Below are 23367 nucleotides of genomic sequence, written 5' to 3'. Positions count from 1 at the left end.
TACCCTTCCTCATTCCAAATGACAATGCCTAACGCTGCTGTGTTAACAAGCCAGCCCTAGTTATTAAAGTACTCGACTAACTGCTGTTTCGAGATCATAAATACCCCGAGGCCACCTCGCTCAAATTCAAGCCAAGTAAAGGGTGCTTCCGGATATAAAGCATCCATATGTACCATAGAATTACCCACCTCGACAAATAATACGCCTTGTTCCGTTAAATGCTCAGCCGCTTCTAACAAAATTGTCCGGGTAACATCTAGCCCATCATCACCCGATGATAGGCCAAGTTCAGGTTCATGATGAAATTCATCAGGTAAATCTTCCATGTCCTCAGCATCTACATAAGGCGGATTCGCAACAATTAGATCGTATTTTTGGCCCGGTACACCACTAAATACATCTGATTGAATCGCAAAAACTCGGTCATACAGCATGTGTTCACTAATATTGATATTAGCCACCTCAAGCGCATCATATGAAATATCGACCGCGTCGACTTGTGCATCTTCGAACTTATTAGCTAACGCTATCGCAATACATGCCGACCCCGTACACATGTCCAAAATACGCGTTACCGGCTGAGACTCAGCAACCCAGGGGGCAAACCGATTGTCAATTAACTCAGCAAATGGAGAACGTGGGATCAACACACGCTCATCAACATAAAATGGCAAACCAGCAAACCAGGCTTGATTTGTCAAATAAGGCACTGGTGTTCTATCTTCTACGCGCCCTACGATATAGCTCATCAAGCGAATTTTTTCAGTACGCGTTAACTTAGCTTGCATCAGCTCCGTTGGCGCATCAAGCGGCAAGTTCAAAATAGGCAACACTAGGCTCACCGCTTCATCCCACGCATTATCAGTGCCATGCCCAAAGAACAAGCCATGGCTGACAAACTGACTGGTAGTCCAACGCAACCAATCTTGTATCGTTAATAATTCACTATATGCCTCTTCGGCAATCTCTTCGGTGATCTGTAATTCACTCATTGCGTGTCTCAACTAAATGGTACTTATTTAGCGCTATTGTAACGGTTTTTCAGCTAGGTTTTTACGCTTTTTTTATTTAGAATGCGCTAATAAATGCTGCTAAATGTGAATTCCATGACTGATGAAGATGATTTTAATTTATTCCGCCAATCAATTAGCGGGGCCAAAGAGCTAAAGCAAGATACCGTTCGCTTTAAAAAACCAGTCAAAACGCATGTTGGAGACGCCCTCTGTGAGCAAACAAAGCAACATCAAGCTGAGTTTTACTTTTCAGACGAATATGTACCAGATATTGATACTCATGGTACGGTGAATTACGTGCGCCCAGGTGCAGATAAGTACCTCGCAAAACAGCTACGTCGGGGTGATTTTGCACCCGAATTAATGCTCGATTTACACGGTTTAAATAAAGACCGAGCAAAAGATGAGCTTGCAGCACTGATCCACGCTTGCAAAAAGCAGCATTATTACTGCGCATGTATTGTGCATGGTATTGGAGAGCGAATATTAAAGCATAAAGTACCGCAGTACCTTGTACAGCACCCAGATATACTCGCAATACATCAAGCACCACTGGAATATGGTGGTAAAGGTGCCGTACTGATCCTAGTTGACTTACCTCAGTCTGATGAGTTTAGGCGCTAAGATTCGCAATTATTCTGTAAAAGTGCTGTAAATTTTCTAGCTGGGGTATTACTAATACGTTATATTGTATTCTTATTGATGTAGTACTTACTTATATTAGGTAAGCAATAAATTAGGGTGACAATGAACGAATTACTCAGTGCTGATCTAGCCATATTACTTATCGAGCCTTCTGCCACGCAAAGAAAGATTATTGCTAAAGAGTTGCAAGAAGAAGGCATCTCTAATATCGACTTTGCTGATTCACTTGAAAGCGCTAAAACCATGTTAGCAACCAGTATTCCTGATCTCGTGATCTCTAGTATGTACTTTAGTGACGGCACGGCCCAAGAACTGCAAGCATACATAAATACCGAGCTTAGTGAACATGGCGTGCCTTTCATGCTTGTGTCTAGTGAAACCCGAAAAGCTGAACTAGAAATATTTAAACAATCTGGTGTTATTGCCATCCTACCTAAACCGTTTAACAAGGTGCACTTAGGACGAGCAATAAATGCCACATTAGATATTTTAGCGCCACAAGAGCTAGAGCTTGACCTTTACGACGTACATGATTTACGTATTCTCATCGTTGACGATTCAAGACTTGCTCGCAATCACATACGCAGAGTATTAACCAACCTAGGTGCCCAGCGTTTTTGTGAAGCAGAGGATGGTGCCCACGCCCTGAAGATATTACAAGAGCATATGTTCGATCTTATCGTTACAGACTACAACATGCCCTCAGTAAATGGCCAGGAGCTGACCGAAACAATTCGTAATAGCGATGAACACGCCCATATTCCAGTACTTATGGTCACCTCAGAAGCAAATGACACCCATTTAGCAAACATTGCACAATCTGGCGTCAATGCAATGTGTGATAAACCTTTTGAGCCCGATACGGTTAAAAAACTCATCTATCAACTGCTAGATCAAGATTAACCAATATTTAGCATAACTGACCAAATGTCTGGTTAGATCTATTAATCAGACATTTGAGAATTAAAACTAAAAACAACATAACCTCCTAATTATCAACAAGATAAAAAATATATTAAGTTTGGCACAACCTTTGTAATAGTTAATACGACTAATTAAATAACATACACAAAGGAACACCGCTATGACTATTTTCACCAAATTGACTATCACTACACTTTTTCTAGGCGCTAGCATATCAGCTCAGGCAAATACCTTAACATCCGAGCTATACAATGAAGTCTCGAGTCAAATTAACTCAATAATTTCAACACAGATTGAAGAAGTTAAATCTGCTACTGTCCGCTCCATGGTCGCAAAATTAAATGAAGAGTCAGAAAAACAAAATACCAATACTTCTAATACCACCACAAGCACAGGTGATAATGATGACAAATGAGACTGTACTTGTAAGCTTATTTGCGTTACCGGTGATCAGTTTGTTTATCGGATACTTAAGTGTTGAGTTAGTGAAGAGAGTTAATCACAGGTTGTCTTCATTAGCATGAAAGTAATTAGAGTAATTCAAAGAGACGGGTATGAGACATAAAAAAACCCGCCAGATGGCGGGTTATCAAACTAAAGCGAATTATAGCGCGCTTTCGTTTTCAGATAGGAATTTAGCAACACCTTCAGGGCTTGCATCCATACCAGCTTTACCTTCAGTCCAACCAGCTGGACACACTTCACCGTGCTCACTGTGGAATGCTAATGCATCAACCATACGTAGCATTTCGTCGATGTTACGACCTAGTGGAAGGTCATTAACGACTTGGTGACGTACGCTACCAGTCTCATCGATAAGGAATGAACCACGAAAAGCAACACCAGCTTCTGGGTGCTCAACGTCGTATGCCTGACAGATTTCATGCTTAACATCTGCAACAAGTGCGTATTTCACTGGACCAATACCACCTTCATTTACAGGAGTATTACGCCATGCGTTATGTGAGAACTGTGAATCAATAGAAACACCAATCACTTCAACGCCACGTTTTTGGAACTCTTCAAAACGCTTATCGAATGCGATTAGCTCTGAAGGACATACGAAAGTGAAATCTAGTGGGTAAAAGAAGATAACTGCTTTTTTACCTTTAATAGTCTCATGTAGGTTATAGCTATCTACAATCTCACCGTTTCCTAATACTGCTGCTGCTGTAAAATCTGGTGCCTGACGGCCTACTAATACACCCATTGTATTCTCCAAATAGTTAGGTTTATATCCAATTTAGTCGCATACATTAACACGACGTCATTACATTATTACTGCTTATATTGAGGCGTTAACCGAGAAAACAACCCCAATCAAAAATTTGCCTAAGTGTATGCGTCTGCGGGATAAATTGATAATCGATTTTAACGATAGGTGCAATCGATTTTTATGAATGCACTTTGTCTAACCCACTCTCTGTTAATTAACTTCAGGTTTGGATAAAGGTTTTGGAATAGAAAATGTTTTGAAAACAAACTTACATACAATCCAATGATGATATTTTGCTCAATATCAAGGCGCTTTTATGCAGTAATAGCGGGCCATTACAAATGAAAGCAAGGCCGAGAGTGAGAAAAATAGCTTTATGGGGCAAATTCGCTTATCCAGAGCTGAGGTTAATTACAGTCGCAGATACAAAAAAGCCTCGCGGTGCGAGGCTTTTTTATCAAGTAGTGGTTAATCCATTATGTTTGCGGGCATATCACCACGCAATTGGAGCCAAATTTCACCACTTTGATGACCGTATTTACGCATTAACGAAATAGCGCCATCATGATCTTTGTTCTCAGCTAATACCGTTAAATCTTTATAAAACTGGCGAGCGAGTTCACGTGTACGTGCATCTGAAAAGTAGTGTCCACCAATTTTAGAATACAAACCTTTGAACCCATTTAGAACCAATACATAAATATGATTGTTACCCGCAGCAGCTAATTGGTGATGAACACGATAGTCGTATTCAGCAAATGCATCTGCAGCATCTTCTAACTCATCACTTTTTGATAAAATTTCAATTACTTGCTCAGGATTAACTTTAATGGCTGCACGTGTATATATCGCACTAATGTTCGTGCGAGCTGATAGCAATTGGTCTGTCAGCTCTGGCATTTTGTCTTCATCAAGACGTGCTAATGTCTCAAGAATATTCAAACCAGATGTTTCCCAAAAGTTATTAACGCGTGTCGGTTTGCCATGCTGAATAGTTAACCAGCCATCTCTAGCTAGACGCTGCAATACTTCACGTAACGTAGTTCGCGTAACACCAATTAACTCAGATAATTCACGCTCAGCAGGTAAGATAGAACCCGGTGGAAACTCACCATTCCAAATTGATTCGACAATATATTCCTCAGCAAATCCTGCTGGGCTTTTGGCTTTGAAAATTCTCATCTAACACCACTTCGTTAAACATGCGACTGCATCATTTTGATAAGCCACTGATTGTACCAGATGCCTGCTAACTAACAAGCAAAGATCTCTAAACCAGCTTATTCATGCGTAGATTTATCTGACAACGGTTGCAGTGCTTACCTCTCATGACACATAATATATAAAAAATATTAGGAAGAATTATGAATTGGATAGCGAATTTACCCTACTCTCGTAAAGCTTGGGGATTGCTTGCACTCAGTGCGTTTATTTTCGAAGCTGTCGCCTTATTTTTTCAATATAACATGGGATTAGAGCCATGTATTATGTGTATTTATCAAAGAACGGCGATGTTGGGTCTGTTATTCGCTGGTATCATAGGCCTTACTGCACCAAACAATCTTCTATTGAGAACTTCGGGTTTGATACTATGGGGCATCGCCAGTATCTGGGGTTGGCTCATTGCGCGTGAACATACGTATATGCAGATAACCACAGATCCTTTTGCATTTACCTGTGACATAGTACCGAACTTTCCAGCTGTTTTACCTTTGCACGAGTGGTTACCCGCTTTCTTTGCTGCAACAGGTGATTGTGGAAATATAGATTGGGAATTTATGAGTATGAGTATGCCTAATTGGATGGAAGTGATCTTTGCTTTTTATAGTCTCACTTTTATTGGCGTGATGGTTTGTCACCTTATATCACACAAAGGGCAAAAATCATGATTGCATGGAAACTTAGTCAAATCACAGCCCTCACGCCATATAAGCTAAGAGAAAAACAGCAAATCTTAGCATTGGCTATTGCTGAACTTTCGGCCACACAAAAAGTATGTTTAAGAATCGCCAAACTATGTGTCTTGATCCCATTCTTTATTATGTTTGCCTACATAAAAGGCTGGATACTTGTTCCCTTATTGTTAGTGGCAGGGCTACTCTACCCACTTCTCACATCACCAATTGATATCTGGTTTGCTAGACCACACTTTGCACAAGCAATCAGTCTATTTAAACAACAAAATACAACACAAGCCAACTAAGGCTTGTGTTGTAAGCCATTTACTAAAAAGCGACTTTACCTTCTAATTTTCCCAATATACCTTGCCCTATCCCTTTCACCTGGCTCAGTGACGTCAAATCAAAAAAATTACCGTGTTTAATCCGATAGTCAATAATTGCTTGTGCCTTTTTCTTACCAATACCAGGCAAAGCGGCAAGTTCTTCTAAATGCGCTGAGTTCACATTGATTACTCTGATATGTTCAATATTGTCAGGTTGTGATTTTGGAGTTAGAAGTGATGGTGCTTTTTCCGCTGCATAGCTATGTGTAAAAAAGAGTAACGAAGTGATCAGTAACATACGTTTTATATGCATATTTCCCTCCTGGAAATTCTCATATGATGTCATAAAGAGCGATGCTCTAAATATCGAATAACCTAACATCTATTAGGCTTATTAAATAAAGTTCTTCGTCATAGATTTGTCAACTTAAAATCCCTTAAAATAACTAAGTCACTGTTTATAATAAGATTAATAGTATCTAGTGATTGTGTTCTGTCATATTATTCACTTTAAAACTATGATAATCTGCTTGCAAGTTGCTATTTTAAATATTACTGTATAAAAAAACAGTGTTACGCAGGAGTGATCATGGCTGTTGTTATCAAGTATGTTGTAGAAAGAAATGGAGTCGAGCGCATGACCTTTACCAGTAAAAAAGAGGCTGATGCTTACGATAAAATGTTGGACGTTGCTGAATCACTTGAACACATGCTCAGCAAAGTGGATGTGCCGCTGAGCGAACAACAAGTTGAATCTTTAGCATTAGAAATCGCAAAACAAAAAGATGAATTCTTATCCGTACTCAAAGGCGCTAAGCCCGATACACCCAAAAAAGCAAAGAAGGTAGATGCTGATGCTGATGACACCGACAACTCTGATGGAAAAGTAACAAAGCTTAATCAAGCATAAAAAAACCGCTCATAGAGCGGTTTTTTTATGCTTGATGCTGGTTATTTTAGAACGTCAGCAATCGCATTTGAGAAATAGTCTATGTTTGTCTGGCTAACGCCTGCAACATTTACTCGGCTTGAGCCCACAATGTAAATAGCATAGTCTTTTTGCAAACGGTCAATCTGTGCTTTATTGATACCAAGGAATGAAAACATCCCATTTTGTTGGTCAATAAACGAGAAATCCTGAGCAACACCCTTTTCAGCTAGACTGTTCTTAATTAAACTACGCAACCCATTGATACGTATGCGCATTTCATCTAACTCGTCGTGCCATAGTTGAGTCAATTCAGTGCTACTTAAAATAGTGTTAACAATGTCAGCACCATGTGCTGGCGGCATTGAGTAAATGCTACGTACAACACTCAATAAAACTGAATTTGATACATCCGCTGTCGCGCTGTTATTAGAAATCAATGAGCATGCGCCAATGCGCTCGCGATAAAGGCCAAAGTTCTTCGAACAAGACGAACAGATCAGCATCTCTTCTACTGTGTCAGCCAACAAACGTAAGCCTTTTGCGTCTTCATCTAAACTACTACCAAAGCCTTGATACGCAATATCTACCAGTGGCGTAAAACCAACTTCTTTTGCTAGATCAGCAACAACTTTCCATTGCTCCTCATTCAGGTCCATACCACTAGGGTTATGACAACATGCGTGTATTAAAACAACATCCCCTTTTGGCACTTGCTTTAATGTGTCGATCATTTCATCAAACAATAAGCCCTTATTTTCATAATCATAATAAGGGTATTCTTTTACTGTCAGACCTGCGGCTTCAAATAAACTAATATGATTAGCCCATGTCGGTGTTGTAACCCAAACAGTCGCATCTGTATTGCAGCGTTTTATGAACTCAGCGGCAACACGAAGTGCACCCGTACCACCTGGTGTTTGCGCTGTGCGAACACGGTTTGCCAATAGCGCTTTATGTTCACCAAGTAGTAATGACTCCATTTTTTGACAAAAATCTAAATTTCCGGCCAAGCCAATATAAGACTTCGTCGTTTCGTTTTCTAATCTAAATGCTTCCGCTTTTTTTACTGCCTTTAAAACAGGAGTATTACCTTGCTCGTCTTTATAAACACCCACGCCCAAGTCAATTTTATTCGGGTTTGTATCTTGCTTGTATGCAGCCATAAGACCAAGGATCGGATCTGTCGGTAAAGGTTTCAATGTTGAGAACATAGGTTATCTCTTTTATTAGTGTAATCTCAGCATAAAGCTAATTGGCATAACAGCTTATATGCACTGAATAAACGGGGGTTAAAACTGGCTTTATAGTAACATAAATTGTCTATAACAATAGTCTAGCCCTCACGGTAAATAGTGAGGAATTCTAATGCATGCCGCAATTAGTATTGCTAAAGTTTCCGCTGTAAAAAAATCGTTCCGAAACGCTTCCGCATCAATAATTCCAATACATTGCATATGTTCATCATAAAGTGGTAGACAACTCTCAGACTGCACTTTTGGATCGCATGTATAGTATTCACCACCACTTTCTACGTAACTTTGCACATTATTGATAACACGCCCTAAGCCACTCATGACAACTTGTACATTATTACTGGTCGCTGCAAAAGTATCATTTACAGGGAACAACGGTCGGCTCGGAGCACCACAATAAGAGAGCTTTAAAAGCTGTAGCCCATCATTTGTTACAGTATTTTGATATATACCAAACCAATCAACGTTAGTCCGTTGTTGAATATAGTGCACGATGGTCTGAAGTTGACTTAAACGCAGATCACTTTGGGGTGAACGCACTAAATAACTTTCTAATTCAAACGGAGTCTCTTGCAGATGCCCAAATAAACTACATGCACCACCTTCCCCTAATTCTGGGATCATAAACGACCAAACCGCTTCCTGTTTATTCGCTGTCTCAGCGATAAAACTATCCAGTTCAGACAATGCCCCTTCAATTTGAGAAACATTGATATCTACGTTAGCACGAGTAAGGTATTTTGAAATCATTTAGCCATCTACACATCTATAAGTATATTTGGAGACTACCATGAAAATATCATTTTGCAAATGTTCAGTTACCGCTATCTATGCAAATAACGAATATAAAATAACCGTGAGTAACCACGTCGCTGAGAGTAAAAAATTTTGATTGTAAAAATAAAGGTGGGCAAGAGGTTATTGTAATGAATAAACCATTTCTACTTCATTTCCAGCATGGTTATATTTTATACTTTGAGCAATTTCAGTGAGTAAACTTAAGCCTCTACCATATTCTCGTAACAACTCTGTGCTACTACTTTGCTTATTCCGAAAGCCATTACCCGAATCACATATAGAAAAATAAAGACATAAAGAATCGGGGCAATAACGCGCTGAAATAATAATTAAAGCATCGCTAAGGTTAGCAAGTGCTCGCTCTCTCAATTGGTAAAACTCAAAGAATCCATCTTCTTGGTTTTTAATTTCTGAGTCGAGACCCAGTACGCCATGATCGAGTGAATTATTATATGCCTCTGACAGCAGCAAAAATATATTAGAGCGATGTTCATTTATCCCTTCAACCTGACTTAACACATCAACTAACTCTAAAATGGGGTCTGTGCCTTTCATCTGGTTTGCATTGAGGCTCATGGAAAAATTAAATGGTAAACTTGAATATATCGGCTTTTCTAGTCGGTGCGCTTCGCTAGCAATACAGTTAATAATTGCAATACTCAAATCATCTTGCTGCTCACCATGCTCTGAAAACGTATGAACCTTGTCGATTATGTCTGATGTCGTTATTAATGGAGTGCTAGATAACACTGTTTTTAATAGCGCTTCACCAAACATCTCACCTTGCTGGCTTTCAGTTTCAATTATACCGTCGGTGGCCATCACAAGCCGTTGATCCGGTTTTACTTCAAGGTGGATTAAATTTCGCTCAAATTCATCTTCATCCAATATACCCAGTGCCATATGTTGCGATTCTAATGTTCGAAGTAGCAGGCCTTCTTGATCTATCAAATAGCAGTCAGGTAACCCCCCCAGCCAAGCTGAAATACTTTTCCCCGACTCACTCAGCTCGACAATCGCAGCTGCACAAAACATATGACCAGGTAGCAAGCTATACAGCACATTATTTAGCTCAAAGGCAATATCATTAACAGCCATGCCTTTATTAACCATGGTATAAAATACCCGAGATGCTGGCAGAGCACCGACAGCGGCAGCTAAGCCATGCCCAGTAAAATCACCTAGCAAACAGTAAAACCCGCCCATCGGGCTTTGCGCCATCAAGAACATATCACCGTTAAACATGGATGCTGGAGATAAGTGAAAGTCACAATGATGCGGGAATGTGACCTGCTGAGATAGCGCGTTGCTGAATATATGTTCAACTATCTCATGTTCACGCTCAGTTTGGTTGTAATGGTACTCTAGTTGTTTTTTTTGCAGGTGGGCTTCTTGGCTCAGCTTTCGAGTACGGGCATGCGCTTTGATCTTTGCTGATAATATAATTCGATCAAAAGGCTTATGAATAAAATCATCACCCCCAACGGCTAAACATTTTTCAAAGCTTGCATGGTCTTCTAATGCAGTAATAAATATAACGGGTAAATACACATCCCCCGCTAACTGCTTAATTTTTGGCGCAGCTTCAAACCCATCCATAACTGGCATCATCACGTCTAGAAGGACGATATCGATGTCCGTACTTTGCAATACATCTAGCGCTTGCCGCCCATCATTAGCAACTTCAACATGATAGCTTTGCTGTTCCAGCATTGCTTTGAGTAAAGTACAATTAAGCGGTTGGTCATCGACAACTAGAATACGCACAGGCTTGGGCCTTACAGTAATTAACGTTAATCGATATCAAACTTTTTGTCGAAGCGCGATATTTGCAATATTTTCTTTAACTGAGGTCGGCAATTACTAATATGGATACTTCCGATAGAGTCACCCAAAGTCTTTTTCATATTCAATAACATACCCAGCGCAGAACTATCCATGTAATCTGTTTCACGCAGATCTATTACAACCTTTTCAGTCTGTTCACCCACTTCTGCATACGCTTGGCGAAATGACTGTACTAAATTAAAATCGAACTTTCCCCTGATTTGGATGGTCAATGTTTTCCCATCCGCTGAAGCATTCTTGCTCAAACTCATCTTAAGCTCCTAATATGGTTTGAATTTGTTATCCGTGCACTGACTTAAATATAACGCTTTTACATTTTTTCGCCAAAAATTAACGTTATCAAATGTAATTTATTTTTGTAGAGTGCCTTTTTAATAGATCTTCACCTTAAAATAAGCTTGGTATCAGACATTAAAATATCTAAAATACACCGTTAATCGTACAAAAAATAAAAGTGGGATAAAAATGTCAGATAACCGCTTGGTATACTCTACCGATATGGGCCGTATCAATACCGAAGAAGCAAAACCGCAAGCACAAGCCAAATTATTTAAAGACGGTGCAATACGTATTGAAAAACAAACTAAAGGTCGAAAAGGCAAAGGTGTCATGCTTGTTGTAGGAATAGACCCTCAAGAGCATGATCTTAAAAAACTGGCAAAAACGCTGAAAAGTAAAATGGGTCAAGGCGGGGCACTAAAAGACAACATCATTGAAGTACAGGGTGATGACCGTAATAAGCTCAAATTAATATTAGAATCACTTAACTTTAAAGTGAAAATAGCCGGCGGCTAATTGCCGGCACTGTCTTGTAACTGAGCGCGGAATATCTCAATTTCATGCTCAGGTAACGGTGGGCTATAATAGTAGCCTTGTACTATATAGCAATTATTACGCTTCAAAAATGCCACCTGCTCTTTTGTTTCAACCCCTTCAGCGACAACTTGTAGATTGAGTTTTTGCGCCATTGCAATAATTGCTGCGGTGATCTCCATATCATTAGAGTCAGCAGGTATATCCTTAACAAATGATCTGTCAACTTTTAAACTATCTACAGGAAAGCGCTTAAGGTAGCTTAATGAGGAATAGCCAGTCCCAAAATCATCTATAGATAAACCAACACCTAAGTCTTTCATCTGATGTAGCTGAGTAATTGCGGCTTCCACATCCCCCATCAACATACTTTCTGTTAATTCTAAGTGTAGCTTTTCAGCTGGCATCTGGGTTCTTTGTAATACATCTGAGATTTCGTCAATTAAATGCGCATCTTTAAATTGACGTGCTGAAAGGTTAATAGACATGTTCCCAGAGCGGCCCTGTCGTTGCAAGCGCATAGAGAACAAGCACGCTTCTTCAAGAACCCACGCACCTAATTCCACAATCAGGCCCGTTGCCTCTGCGATCGGAATGAACTTTGTAGGTGGGATCATACCTTTTTCTGGGTGCTTCCACCGGATCAACGCTTCATAACCGACAATATTCATCGTTTTACAGTCAACTTGAGGCTGATAAAACAGCGTAAATTGCTTTGCCTTTATTGCCTGCCTTAACTCATTTTCAATATATAGCCGCTCATTTGCAGCGGCATCCAATTCCTGCGAATAAAAATGGAATGTATTACGACCTTTCGCCTTAGCCTCATACATAGCTAAATCAGCGTGCTTCAATAATTGCTCTTCTTCTTTACTATCGAATGGCGCCATAGTGATACCAATACTTGCGCTAACAATCACTTCGTTATTACCCAACTTAATTGGCTTATTTAATGTACGTTGAATAATATGCGCCACCTCCATGGCATTTTCACGCTTATCAATACCACTTAAAAGCACAGCAAATTCATCACCACCTAGTCGCGCAATCGTATCTTCAGATCTTAACCGTAACTTTAATCGTTCAGCTACTTCTACTAACAACCTGTCACCCGCATCATGACCTAACGTATCATTGATCCGTTTAAACTCATCTAAATCAAAATAGAATAAAGCAAATGCATAATGGCCCCGTTCCGCTAACGCCATTGATTTACGCAACTGCATTCTAAAGAAGGTTCTGTTTGCTAAACCCGTTAACGTGTCAAAATACGCTAACTCCTCCATTTTTCGTTGGCTCTCTTTCACAAAAGAAATATCTTGTGCCGACGCAACATAGCTAGAGATTTGACCACCATCTTCTCTGATTGGAGAAATACTTAAACTTACCCAAATCGGCTTTGGATCAGAGCCTGCAAGCATAGTATCTCCGCGCCAATAATTTCGGCTGCGTAAATCAATATCGATATCGTCGACTAGAATCGCCATCTCTTTTGAAATAATACTCAGCAAAGGGGCGCTCAAAAAATGCCCTTCTTCAAACCCTGTCATTTCAAGCATTTTGGGGTTTACATATTCTATTTGGAAGTGCTCATTGGTGATCACAACCGCCGTGCCAGAAAATGAAACGGCTTTTGATAATCTATTTGCCGCCTTTTCTGCAATTTCTTTTTCTGTGATCCGTTGATTTAGACCTGTCACCAGCTTTTTAATTTCTTCACTCATGTCGTTGAATGAAGCATTGAGCTGACCTATTTCATCGTTACTGCTTGGCATAGATGGCATATCCCATTGCCCTCGACCAAACCCAACGACAGCATTGACTAATAAATTAATACGACCTAAAACCAATTGATATAGTACTTGATGCAACAACAAAGCGACAAATAACGCATAAAGCAAAAATAAGCCGAAGAACTTAACTTTCAGTTCTTCTAATGCGGAGAGTGCTAAGTCTCTTTTTTTATACACACCAATATACCAATCTAGTTGTTTTAACTGTTTAATATTTATGATGTGGCCTTCACCGCCTAAGGTAAATTCGTCTTGGAATTCTGGTAATTTAACCAATAAAGCTGATTCAATAACATTCTTCAATTCGGGGATAGAAATCGCTTGCGCTGAAGAAGCAGTATCTGTCGCTCGTTGAACTCCTAAGTTAGGCGCTGCAATAATATTTCCTTGCTGATCAAATATCACAAAACCTTGTTTAGAGTCCGGAGCAGGTAAATGTGAAAGTAACGTCTTGAGCTCCAGATCTGTGCCCGTAAATCCGACATACTGTTCATTATTGTATAGCGGCACTAAAATACTGATCACCCACTTGTTCCACACATTATCAAAATGTACTCTAGACCATATTGCCTCTCTGGTTGGGTTTAGCTCCTCTCTTAGTAAAGGTAATGCGTGTGTACTGAATAGCGCCGAATTTGGTGAACTATTTAGTAAAATATTCGGTGGGGCTATTCGTACAAAATTTTGTTTCGTCACTAAGTAAAAATTAAAAAAGTCTTGTAGTAATGGCGGCGCAATGATGTTCCAAAGAGATTCTGACTGAGAAAATAGGCGTCTATCTTTTTCTTTTAATGTATCACCAGATAAATAAGCTGCTGATAAACCATTCTTTGAAGTACTGCGGAACTCACCATTTTTTTCATCTATATAAGAGGTAGATTGTTCTGGCAACAGTGTTTGTTCAGTAAATAATTGTTTAGCAACAACAATATTTGCTTGTTCTGCCAAGCTGGTTTTCAAATCTAAATATTGACTAAACTGGTGAACTGCTTGACTACTTATTCGCTTTAATTCTGTGTACTCTTCGTAAATAAGTTGCCTTTCTTCTGATTTCAACATTAATGCGGCAGCAAAAACACCCGCAATTAAGCACACTGCCGAGATCAACATGGATAACTTCACACTTAGAGAGTTTGCACCAAACCTTGAAGGGGGCCGACGATTGACCACTTTTAAACCCTTATCATATTTATAATTTTTTTCATTAATCTAAAATTAATATAACAGATACATACAACATAAGTCACGTTCGTATCACTGCCTAACAGTAAGAACTCTAGCGCTCAAAAGGCACTTTTCAAAATAATCACTTGTAGAACTAATTTAAAGTATGGTAATAATATATTTAACTTAATTTATTTATAACACAATATGACAGTTAAGATTGCACACACTACATATTTCTTTTTTAGCTTCTTTAGGTGAAGAGGCTGAACTGTTTGCGTGTAACACAAATAGCTAAGCCTCCCAACTGGGAGGTTTTTTTTTGCATTGGGAATGAGAGAACCTATGACTGAAAATACATTAAATGCACTGCGTCGTGATATCAATGAGATTGATTCCGACCTAATGGTTTTGCTTGCAAAGCGCCGTCGCATAAGCCACAGCGTATTAGAATACAAAATTACTAACAATAAACCTATTCGAGATGAAGAGCGGGAACAAGTACTACTTGAAAAGCTGATTAGCTATGGTAAATCACTTGGCCTAGATGCATTTTATATCAATAGTGTTTTTCAAACTATCCTTGAGGACTCAGTATTAAATCAACAGGCTTTATTACAAAAAAGTCTTAACCCAGAAGCGTTAGGTGATACCCATAGAGTTGCCTACTTAGGTGGTCAAGGCTCCTATAGCCAGCTTGCTTGTCATAAGTACTTTAGCCGTCGACCAGGTAAAGTCGTGGAGCTTGGCTGCCCAAGCTTTGACAAAATTACCGAACAAGTTGAACGTGGCCAAGCTGATTACGGTTTACTCCCTATTGAAAATACCAGCTCTGGTAGTATTAACGAGGTGTTTGATTTACTACAACATGCCCAAGTCTCAATCGTTGGAGAAGTAACTCAAACAGTAGAGCATTGTTTATTGACGAACCCTGGTACAGAATTAAAAGACGTTAATAAAATATTTGCACATCATCAACCTTTTGCCCAATGTAGCCGTTTTTTACAAGGGCTAGGTGATATACAACACGAAGCCTGTGATTCAACATCCAGTGCACTTCAATCTGCACTTGATACACCACAGAGCGCAGCAATCGCCTCTGCACAAGCAGGCAAAAATATAGGATTGGAAGTCATCAAAACCGGCTTGGCCAATCAAGCCGAGAACCACAGTCGATTCATTGTCGTAGCACGAGAAGCTTTACAGGTTTCTACCCAACTTCCTACCAAGATCAGCTTAATTATGGCGACAAAACAACAGGTCGGTTCATTAGCAGACGCTTTGATGGTATTCAAATGTCATAACATTAATATGGTCAAGTTAGAATCTAGGCCTGTGCCAGGAAACCCATGGGAAGAAGTTTTCTACGTCGACTTATTAGCGAATACCGCTGAAAAGCGCGTCCAAGAAGCGATGGAGCAGCTCAAAGAACATACCCAATTTGTAAGAGTGCTAGGTTGTTATCAAAGTGAATCGTTACAGGCTGTAGATGTTTTATAACATAACCAAGAAATAGCGCATTAGCGCTATTTCTTTTTCATCAATCTAGTACTTTTGCATCGTTAGCTTTATTTAATAGCCCACGACTTTGAGATAAGAACTGGCCGACGCTGCAAGAAAAGTATTGTTTTGCTTGAGCGAACGCGTCGATTAAAGCCTCTTTATCCCCCGCTTTCAATAATTCTAAGGTGCTACTAAACGTATCTTGATAACTCGCTAATAACCCTTCAACGTCGTTATATTGAGCGAGCATTATATCTGAATATAATTCTGGAGATTGAGCAAACAATCTTCCCACCATCATAAGTTCAAGTTGATAAATAGGCGAAGAACAACTTCGAAGCTCTTTTAGCGTGTGTGATTGTTTTGCTAAAAACTGACCATATACAAAAGTCGTCAAATGGCGCATAACTTGAATGATCTGCATTGCTTGATCATGTTTTTTTGCATCGATGTTAACCAATTGACATCCCCAAATACTCAACTGCTCTAATAGCCCTTGGTAATTACCTGCTTGTCTGCCATCACACACAACCACTGTTTGTTTTACCCAATGGGATATATCTGGACCAAACATTGGATGCAACCCCACCACTGGGCCATTATGCTTTTGCATTAACGATTTTAAAGGACCTTGTTTAACAGACGTAATATCTGCGAGAACACAATCATCAGGCAATGCAGGTAACTTCGCGACAACATCATCAATCGCATTAATTGGCACACTGACCAAAACCAGTTTTGCACCACTTAATATTACGTCAGCTTCCGCATACTGCGGTTTATCTAACACTCGTACTTCATAGCCAGACCGGCGAAACTGTTTTGCAAACAATTGCCCCATTGCCCCCTCACCACCAACAATCACAATCGGTGATAATTCAGGCGCAGCACAAGCCAATAAGCTTTGTTGATTCTCATAGGCTTCACGCATCATACGCCGCAGAATATCCTCAATTAAGTCCGGATTAACGCCACTGCTTTTGGCTTGCTCCCTTCTGGCTGCAATAAGCTCAGCTTCTCTAGTTGGAGCATGTAAAGGTGCTCCCGACTTTTGCTTAACAACACCAATTTGTTCGGTTAAAGCTCTACGCCTTGCCAACAAAGCGACCAATTCGGTATCACACTCGTCAATGCCACTACGCAGAGTATCTAAATTCATTTCACTTGCCATGTTGTAAACTTATAATTACAGTGTAAAAAATACAATACAGCAAGTCTATCAGGAAGGGTGCGATGATAAAAGATATAAAAATAAGTCAGAAGGATAAATATAGCGTATAAAACAAAACAGGCCACTCAAAGAGTGGCCTGTTTTTTCAGCGTGATAAACGCTCGTATTAATTAAGTTTTTCTTTAATACGTGCTGATTTACCTGAACGCTCGCGTAGGTAGTAAAGCTTAGCACGACGAACTGCACCGCGACGCTTAACTGTAACGCTATCGATAAGAGGGCTGTGCGTTTGGAATACACGCTCAACACCTTCACCGTTCGAGATCTTACGAACAGTGAAAGCTGAATGTAGACCGCGATTACGCTTAGCGATTACAACACCTTCAAAAGCCTGTAGACGCTCTTTGTTACCTTCTTTTACACGTACCTGTACAACTACTGTATCACCAGCGCCGAACACTGGTACGTCTTTTTTAAGCTGCTCTTCTTCAAGCGCTTTAATAATATTTTGGTTTACTTTTGCCATTATATTTCTCACATTCCTAGGTGTAACTGTCTTCTAGCCACAAGCTTCTTGGTACTCATGCTGAAACTCAGCGAGTAGTGCCGCTTGCTCCTCAGTCAGAGCTAGGTTACGCAACAAGTCTGGACGACGTAGCCAAGTTCTTCCCAATGACTGCTTTAAGCGCCATTTAGCAATTGCTTGGTGGTTTCCGCTGAGTAATACAGCAGGCACCTGTTTATCATCCAATGTTTCTGGCCGAGTATAATGAGGACAATCTAACAAGCCATCCGAAAATGAATCTTGCTCAGCTGACTGGTTGTGACCTAATACGCCTGGCACTAATCGCGCGACTGCGTCAATCAGTGTCATAGCAGGTAGTTCACCACCGCTGAGAATAAAATCGCCAATGGACCATTCTTCATCTACTAGAGATTCGATGATCCGTTCATCTATACCTTCGTACCGACCAGCTACTAAAATCAATTTTTCAGACGCCGCTAACTGAGCAGCACCTTGTTGATCTAGTTTTCGCCCTTGAGGGGACATGTAAATTACTTTAGCGCCTTCTCCAGCTGCAGATTTTGCAGCTAAAATAGCCTGCTGTAATGGTTTAACCATCATCAACATGCCAGGACCGCCACCATAAGGTCTGTCATCTACAGTTCTATGCTTATCTGTTGCATAGTCTCGTGGATTCCAGCAATTAAAATCGATTAAACCGTTTTTAACTGCACGCCCTGTAACGCCTTGTTGGGTTAGCGCATCAAACATTTCTGGGAACAGTGAAATCACTCCTACCCATAGTGGATTTTGCTGGCTCATTAAAAGCCTGGATCCCAATCAACAGTAATTTTTTTCTCTTCATGTTTAACGTCTTTAATAACTGAATCAGTTAAGAAAGGAATTAAACGTTCAGATTGGCCAAATGCATCTTTTTTGTTTGCTTTCACAACCAAAACATCATTTGAGCCTGTCTCCATCAAGTCATCAACAGTGCCTAAGTCATAACCTTTATCAGTTACAACCGACATGCCAATGAGATCTCGCCAATAAAACTCCCCAGAAGGAAGTTCCGGCAGTTGCGCTGAATCAACAGAAATTTCTGCATTGGTATACGCCATTGCTTCGTCTCTGTCGTTTACTTGCGCAAACTTGGCGATAAAGCCCTTGTTGTGACGACGCCAGTCACTCACTTCAAGGGTTTGCCATTTACCTTGTTGCCCTATTAACCATGGGCTGAAATCGAAGATCCCTTGGGGATCATCAGTAAATGAATGTACCTTAAGCCAGCCCTTAATTCCGTAAGGAGCACCAAGCTTACCTACTACAATAATCGAGGTGTTTTCTTGACTCATGGTTACACTTACGCCTATTAAGCCGCTTTACGAGCGTCTTTAACTAACTTAGCTACGCGATCTGTTAGAGATGCGCCCTGACCAACCCAGTGTTCAACACGGGCTAGGTCTAAACGAATTTTCTCTTCTTGACCTTGAGCAATAGGGTTAAAGAAACCTACTTTCTCGATGAAACGACCGTCACGCGAGAAACGGCTATCCGCAACCACAATTTGATAGAAAGGACGCTTTTTAGCGCCACCACGTTGCAAACGAATAGTTACCATACCGTCCTCTGAATAGATTGACTGTTTTCATTAATAAGATTTACTTCCCACAATAGGAAGCTGGGGAATTGTACGAGTTTTTAGCCACAATGCAAGTAAGAAGTGCGGATAAATGACACTTAGGTAGATTAAATGCTGATCTGGGGGGTAAAAAACAACCATAACATGCTGCTGCTTTTATGATCAATAAAAAAGAGGCTGTCGCCTCTTTTTTATTTTATTTAAAGAAAAATGCTATTGCGCCTTAAAATTTAGGACCGCCTCCGCCCATCATTCCTGGTGGCATCATCCCTTTCATATTTCGCATCATTTTCATCATGCCGCCTTTACCCTTCATCTTTTTCATCATTTTTTGCATTTGGGTAAATTGCTTTAATAGTTTATTGATGTCTTGGACTTGGGTGCCTGAACCTGCTGCAATACGCTTTTTACGAGAACCTTTAATAATATCAGGGCGTGCACGCTCTTTTGGCGTCATAGAGCTTATAATAGCTTCCATCTGCAAGAACGTCTTATCGCCTACTTGGCCTTTAACTGCATCAGGCAAGTTATTCATGCCTGGAAGTTTCTCAAGCATCGACATCATACCGCCCATGTTTTTCATTTGCTTTAACTGCTCAGCAAAGTCTTCCAATGTAAAGCCATCACCTTTAAATACTTTCTCTGCTACTTTGGCGGCTTTATCTTTGTCGACTTTCATTTCGACTTCTTCAATAAGTGATAAAACATCACCCATACCCAAAATACGAGATGCAATACGATCTGGGTGGAACGGCTCTAATGCATCCGTTTTCTCACCCACACCCATAAACTTAATAGGTTTGCCCGTTATATGACGAATAGACAGCGCAGCACCACCTCGGGCATCACCGTCGGTTTTGGTCAAAATAACACCTGTAAGCGGTAATGCCTCACCAAATGCTTTTGCTGTGTTTGCCGCATCTTGACCTGTCATCGCGTCTACAACAAATAATGTCTCTACCGGCGTGATGGCATTATGCAAGTCTTTTATTTCGTCCATCATGTCAGTGTCAACGTGCAAACGACCCGCAGTATCAACTAGCACAACATCAATAAATTTCTTTTTCGCATGACTTATCGCATTGTTTGCAATATCGACTGGCTTTTGCGAAATATCACTTGGGAAAAACTCAACCTCTACTTCACTGGCTAACGTCTCTAGCTGTTTTATTGCAGCTGGGCGGTAAACATCCGCACTGACCACCAAAACTGATTTCTTTTTACGCTCTTTTAAGAACTTTGCAAGCTTACCGACACTGGTTGTTTTACCCGCACCTTGTAAGCCCGCCATCATGACCACCGCAGGCGGCTGCGCAGCTAAGTTAAGCTCTTCGTTTGCTTCACCCATCGCACTTTCAAGTTCTTCACGTACGATTTTAATAAACACTTGGCCTGGGCTTAAGCTTTTAGTGACTTCAACACCTACCGCACGTTCCTTTACTTGTTTGACAAACTCTCGAACTACAGGCAATGCAACATCGGCTTCGAGCAATGCCATACGCACTTCACGTAACGTGTCTTTTATATTTTCTTCGGTAAGGCGGCCTCTGCCACTGATATTTTTTAACGTTTTACCTAAGCGTTCTTGGAGGTTTTCAAACATGTATAGGTTCCAATATATCGTAATTGCTGTGCATTATACTGATATGCTCTTAACTAATACAGTATTCAAGTGCAGACAAAGATTCTTTTTAGAAACTCTATGCAAGTGGCGAGGCTTAAAATACAATAGCCTATCAAAGGAAAATAATTATTAGGCCCAGATCATATGTTGATTGTTAGCTTGTCACTTATTGCCAGCGTTTTTTATGTGCTTGCCACGGGGCACGTGTTATCCCGTCTCTTTCATAAAGAAGGGCCTAGTCATAAACTGACAATTATTCTCAGCACGCTAGCTATATTGACGCATATGCTTGTGCTTGTGAACTCAGTATTTACCACTGAAGGGCAAGATTTAAGTACAGTGAACGTAGCCTTACTGACATGCTGGGTTATTGTTGTCAGTGTCACCACCGTCTCTTTAAAGTTTCCAGCCACACTCTTATTACCCGTTGTTTATGGCTTTGCTGCGCTCCTATTAACCGCGAGTTTATTCGTCCCTCACCATATTGTTATGCAGTCGATCAATGTCGATATTGGCTTAGTTGTGCATATTTCGCTGTCTTTGCTTGCCTACTGCGTGCTTATTATTGCTACTTTATATGCCATACAGTTCTTCTTTATAGATAAACGTCTAAAACAAAAAGATTTGGCCATTATGCACAGCCATCTCCCTCCCCTTATGCAAGTTGAACGACAGCTCTATCAACTTTTAACTGTGGGCACTGCGCTGTTAACGTTAGCCCTGCTGTCTGGTTTTGCATTTTTAGAAGGCATGTTTGACAAAGAATTTATACACAAAACGGTACTCTCTATCATATCTTGGGTCATATTCTCAGCCGTGACGCTTGGCCACCATCAATTTGGGTGGCGTGGCAAACCTATCGTATTTACTATTATTGGTGCATCAGGGCTTGTTACATTAGCCTATTTTGGTAGTAGATTCATTCAAGAAGTTATACTTGTTAAGTTTTAGCTTGACTAAAAATCCAAGCTAACGCTTAATACGCTTTCGTAAGTCAAAAAGGACTCCTCTGTTGGACGACATATCTACAAGCACCCTATTTATTATTTTAGGTTTGCTTATTTTGATCTCGGGCTATTTCTCAAGCTCTGAAACAGGGATCATGTCAATTAACCGTATTCGATTACGTCACCTCGAAAAGCAAAATCACAAAGCTGCAAAGCGTGTTAGTAAATTACTGCGCCGACCTGACAGGCTGATAGGCCTAATCCTTATCGGCAATAATTTGGTTAATATTGCAGCCGCACAGGTGGCAACAATCATTGGTATACGCTTGTATGGTGATATGGGTATTGCCATCGCTACCTTTGTATTAACACTCGTTGTGTTAATTTTTGCTGAGGTGACACCAAAAACCTTAGCTGCACTGTATCCAGAAAAAGTAGCCTTTCCAAGCTCAATAATACTTAAGGGCCTACTCAAGGTTTTGTTCCCTTTCGTTATCGCTGTTAACTGGATCACCAACGGTATGTTACGAATTTTTGGTATTTCCAACCAACAAATTGAAGAACATAGTTTAAGTAAAGAAGAACTTAAAACGGTCGTGAATGAATCAAGTGCTCTACTGCCTTCAAATCACCAGAATATGCTAACGTCTATTCTTGATTTAGAACAAGTCACAGTCGAAGATATAATGATCCCGCGTAATGAAATTAACGCAATCGACATAAACGACGACTGGAAAGACATTTCAAAGCAACTGACCAATGCACAGCATACCAGAGTCTTGTTATATCGAGATCAAATTGACGATGCCGTTGGTTTTATTCATTCAAGAGATGCACTAAGGCTACTTACTAAAGAGCAATTCGACAAACCATCGTTATTGCGTGCCGTTAGAGAAATTTACTACATTCCTGAAAACACCTCATTAAATACGCAATTATTGAAATTCCAACAAAGCAAAGAACGTATTGGCCTAGTAGTAGATGAATATGGCGATATTCAGGGCTTAGTCACCCTTGAAGATATTCTTGAAGAAGTTGTCGGTGACTTTACCACAACGCAAACGCGCGCAACCAGTGATGAAGTTGACGTACAAAGCGATGGTTCAGTATTGGTAGATGGTGCGGCCAATATTCGCGATATTAACAAAGAGATGACATGGGAATTACCGACAGAAGGGCCTAAAACACTCAGTGGCTTGATTGTTGAATACTTAGAAGATATCCCTGATACACAATTAGGTATGCGTATTGCGGGTTACCCAATAGAAATAATTGAGATCAAAGAAAATATGATCAAGCAAGTCAAAGTATTCCCACAACAAAGAAAGACACCTAAATAAAATCGACTTTAAC

At 40.2% G+C, this 23367-nt stretch carries 25 protein-coding genes; 10 read left to right on the top strand and 15 right to left on the bottom strand.

Annotation, left to right across the window (positions count from 1 at the left end; genetic code table 11):
* Positions 1-56 precede the first annotated feature (56 nt).
* Positions 57-992, bottom strand: a complete 936-nt coding sequence (gene prmB / locus BGP78_RS16600) for a 50S ribosomal protein L3 N(5)-glutamine methyltransferase (RefSeq protein ID WP_119862417.1) — start codon at positions 990-992, stop codon at positions 57-59.
* A gap of 93 nt (positions 993-1085) precedes the next feature.
* Between prmB and smrB the strand changes: the two genes are divergently transcribed.
* From smrB to BGP78_RS16585, 3 genes are all read left to right on the top strand, one after another.
* A complete protein-coding gene (gene smrB, locus BGP78_RS16595) occupies positions 1086-1637 on the top strand; it encodes an endonuclease SmrB (protein ID WP_119862416.1) in 552 nt (183 codons plus the stop codon).
* 123 nt (positions 1638-1760) lie between these two features.
* Positions 1761-2561 (top strand): response regulator, encoded by an 801-nt coding sequence (locus BGP78_RS16590; protein ID WP_119862415.1) that lies wholly within the window; start codon positions 1761-1763, stop codon positions 2559-2561.
* Positions 2562-2742: 181 nt separating this feature from the next.
* On the top strand, positions 2743-2997 hold the full coding sequence (locus BGP78_RS16585) for a hypothetical protein (RefSeq protein ID WP_119862414.1): 255 nt from the start codon (positions 2743-2745) through the stop codon (positions 2995-2997).
* A gap of 189 nt (positions 2998-3186) precedes the next feature.
* On the opposite strand, the gene BGP78_RS16580 is transcribed toward BGP78_RS16585, so the two are convergent.
* Together BGP78_RS16580 and fadR are read right to left on the bottom strand one after the other, a co-directional pair.
* Positions 3187-3792, bottom strand: a complete 606-nt coding sequence (locus BGP78_RS16580; RefSeq protein WP_010362234.1) for a peroxiredoxin C — start codon at positions 3790-3792, stop codon at positions 3187-3189.
* A gap of 474 nt (positions 3793-4266) precedes the next feature.
* Complete coding sequence (gene fadR / locus BGP78_RS16575; RefSeq protein WP_119862413.1) at positions 4267-4980, bottom strand: fatty acid metabolism transcriptional regulator FadR; 714 nt, start codon at positions 4978-4980, stop codon at positions 4267-4269.
* Positions 4981-5162: 182 nt separating this feature from the next.
* Here fadR and dsbB point away from each other — a divergent pair, with 182 nt between their 5' ends.
* Together dsbB and BGP78_RS16565 are read left to right on the top strand one after the other, a co-directional pair.
* Positions 5163-5687 carry a disulfide bond formation protein DsbB gene (gene dsbB / locus BGP78_RS16570; RefSeq protein ID WP_119862412.1) on the top strand — a complete coding sequence of 175 codons (525 nt, stop codon included), beginning with the start codon at positions 5163-5165 and terminating at the stop codon, positions 5685-5687.
* The gene (locus BGP78_RS16565; RefSeq protein WP_119862411.1) at positions 5684-6001 is read left to right on the top strand and encodes a hypothetical protein; all 318 of its coding nucleotides are present in this window, start codon (positions 5684-5686) and stop codon (positions 5999-6001) included. Before dsbB ends, BGP78_RS16565 begins: the two co-directional genes overlap by 4 nt.
* 22 nt (positions 6002-6023) lie before the next feature.
* Here the strand turns inward: BGP78_RS16565 and BGP78_RS16560 are convergent, their stop codons facing one another.
* Positions 6024-6335 carry a ComEA family DNA-binding protein gene (locus tag BGP78_RS16560; protein ID WP_119862410.1) on the bottom strand — a complete coding sequence of 104 codons (312 nt, stop codon included), beginning with the start codon at positions 6333-6335 and terminating at the stop codon, positions 6024-6026.
* 276 nt (positions 6336-6611) lie between these two features.
* On the opposite strand from BGP78_RS16560, the gene BGP78_RS16555 reads away from it, so the two are divergent.
* Entirely contained in the window at positions 6612-6932 is a 321-nt protein-coding gene (locus tag BGP78_RS16555) for a YebG family protein (protein ID WP_119862409.1), read from the top strand.
* Positions 6933-6973: 41 nt separating this feature from the next.
* On the opposite strand, the gene BGP78_RS16550 is transcribed toward BGP78_RS16555, so the two are convergent.
* From BGP78_RS16550 to BGP78_RS16535, 4 genes are all read right to left on the bottom strand, one after another.
* The gene (locus tag BGP78_RS16550) at positions 6974-8164 is read right to left on the bottom strand and encodes an amino acid aminotransferase (protein WP_119862408.1); all 1191 of its coding nucleotides are present in this window, start codon (positions 8162-8164) and stop codon (positions 6974-6976) included.
* 129 nt (positions 8165-8293) lie between these two features.
* Positions 8294-8956, bottom strand: coding sequence for a GAF domain-containing protein (locus BGP78_RS16545; RefSeq protein WP_119862407.1), 663 nt, complete (start codon positions 8954-8956; stop codon positions 8294-8296).
* 168 nt (positions 8957-9124) lie between these two features.
* A complete protein-coding gene (locus tag BGP78_RS16540; protein WP_119862406.1) occupies positions 9125-10771 on the bottom strand; it encodes a SpoIIE family protein phosphatase in 1647 nt (548 codons plus the stop codon).
* A gap of 26 nt (positions 10772-10797) precedes the next feature.
* The gene (locus BGP78_RS16535; protein ID WP_010362243.1) at positions 10798-11103 is read right to left on the bottom strand and encodes an STAS domain-containing protein; all 306 of its coding nucleotides are present in this window, start codon (positions 11101-11103) and stop codon (positions 10798-10800) included.
* 214 nt (positions 11104-11317) lie between these two features.
* Here BGP78_RS16535 and BGP78_RS16530 point away from each other — a divergent pair, with 214 nt between their 5' ends.
* Entirely contained in the window at positions 11318-11647 is a 330-nt protein-coding gene (locus BGP78_RS16530) for a stress response translation initiation inhibitor YciH (protein WP_119862405.1), read from the top strand.
* On the opposite strand, the gene BGP78_RS16525 is transcribed toward BGP78_RS16530, so the two are convergent.
* The gene (locus BGP78_RS16525; protein ID WP_119862404.1) at positions 11644-14628 is read right to left on the bottom strand and encodes an EAL domain-containing protein; all 2985 of its coding nucleotides are present in this window, start codon (positions 14626-14628) and stop codon (positions 11644-11646) included. The two genes, BGP78_RS16530 and BGP78_RS16525, sit on opposite strands and share 4 nt — an antisense overlap.
* A gap of 339 nt (positions 14629-14967) precedes the next feature.
* On the opposite strand from BGP78_RS16525, the gene BGP78_RS16520 reads away from it, so the two are divergent.
* A complete protein-coding gene (locus BGP78_RS16520; RefSeq protein ID WP_119862403.1) occupies positions 14968-16122 on the top strand; it encodes a chorismate mutase in 1155 nt (384 codons plus the stop codon).
* 40 nt (positions 16123-16162) lie between these two features.
* Here BGP78_RS16520 and tyrA read toward each other — a convergent pair whose 3' ends face one another.
* From tyrA to ffh, 6 genes are all read right to left on the bottom strand, one after another.
* Entirely contained in the window at positions 16163-17284 is a 1122-nt protein-coding gene (gene tyrA / locus BGP78_RS16515; protein WP_404936053.1) for a bifunctional chorismate mutase/prephenate dehydrogenase, read from the bottom strand.
* Between the two features lie 178 nt (positions 17285-17462).
* The gene (gene rplS / locus BGP78_RS16510) at positions 17463-17822 is read right to left on the bottom strand and encodes a 50S ribosomal protein L19 (RefSeq protein ID WP_010362248.1); all 360 of its coding nucleotides are present in this window, start codon (positions 17820-17822) and stop codon (positions 17463-17465) included.
* Between the two features lie 33 nt (positions 17823-17855).
* Positions 17856-18623, bottom strand: a complete 768-nt coding sequence (trmD, locus tag BGP78_RS16505) for a tRNA (guanosine(37)-N1)-methyltransferase TrmD (RefSeq protein WP_119862401.1) — start codon at positions 18621-18623, stop codon at positions 17856-17858.
* A complete protein-coding gene (gene rimM, locus BGP78_RS16500) occupies positions 18623-19156 on the bottom strand; it encodes a ribosome maturation factor RimM (RefSeq protein ID WP_119862400.1) in 534 nt (177 codons plus the stop codon). Before rimM ends, trmD begins: the two co-directional genes overlap by 1 nt.
* 17 nt (positions 19157-19173) lie before the next feature.
* Positions 19174-19422, bottom strand: a complete 249-nt coding sequence (gene rpsP, locus BGP78_RS16495) for a 30S ribosomal protein S16 (RefSeq protein ID WP_010362251.1) — start codon at positions 19420-19422, stop codon at positions 19174-19176.
* A gap of 244 nt (positions 19423-19666) precedes the next feature.
* Entirely contained in the window at positions 19667-21046 is a 1380-nt protein-coding gene (gene ffh / locus BGP78_RS16490; RefSeq protein ID WP_119862399.1) for a signal recognition particle protein, read from the bottom strand.
* A gap of 165 nt (positions 21047-21211) precedes the next feature.
* Here ffh and BGP78_RS16485 point away from each other — a divergent pair, with 165 nt between their 5' ends.
* Both BGP78_RS16485 and BGP78_RS16480 read left to right on the top strand, forming a co-directional pair.
* Positions 21212-22018: an inner membrane protein YpjD gene (locus BGP78_RS16485; RefSeq protein ID WP_119862398.1), complete on the top strand. Its 807-nt coding sequence runs from the start codon at positions 21212-21214 to the stop codon at positions 22016-22018.
* A gap of 61 nt (positions 22019-22079) precedes the next feature.
* A complete protein-coding gene (locus BGP78_RS16480; RefSeq protein ID WP_119862397.1) occupies positions 22080-23354 on the top strand; it encodes an HlyC/CorC family transporter in 1275 nt (424 codons plus the stop codon).
* Positions 23355-23367 lie beyond the last annotated feature (13 nt).

This window comes from Pseudoalteromonas sp. MSK9-3 (genome assembly GCF_003590335.1).
In the GTDB taxonomy this organism is placed as follows: domain Bacteria; phylum Pseudomonadota; class Gammaproteobacteria; order Enterobacterales; family Alteromonadaceae; genus Pseudoalteromonas.
The sequence above is the reverse complement of the archived record's forward strand: the minus strand, read 5'-3'. Positions and strand labels throughout refer to the sequence as shown.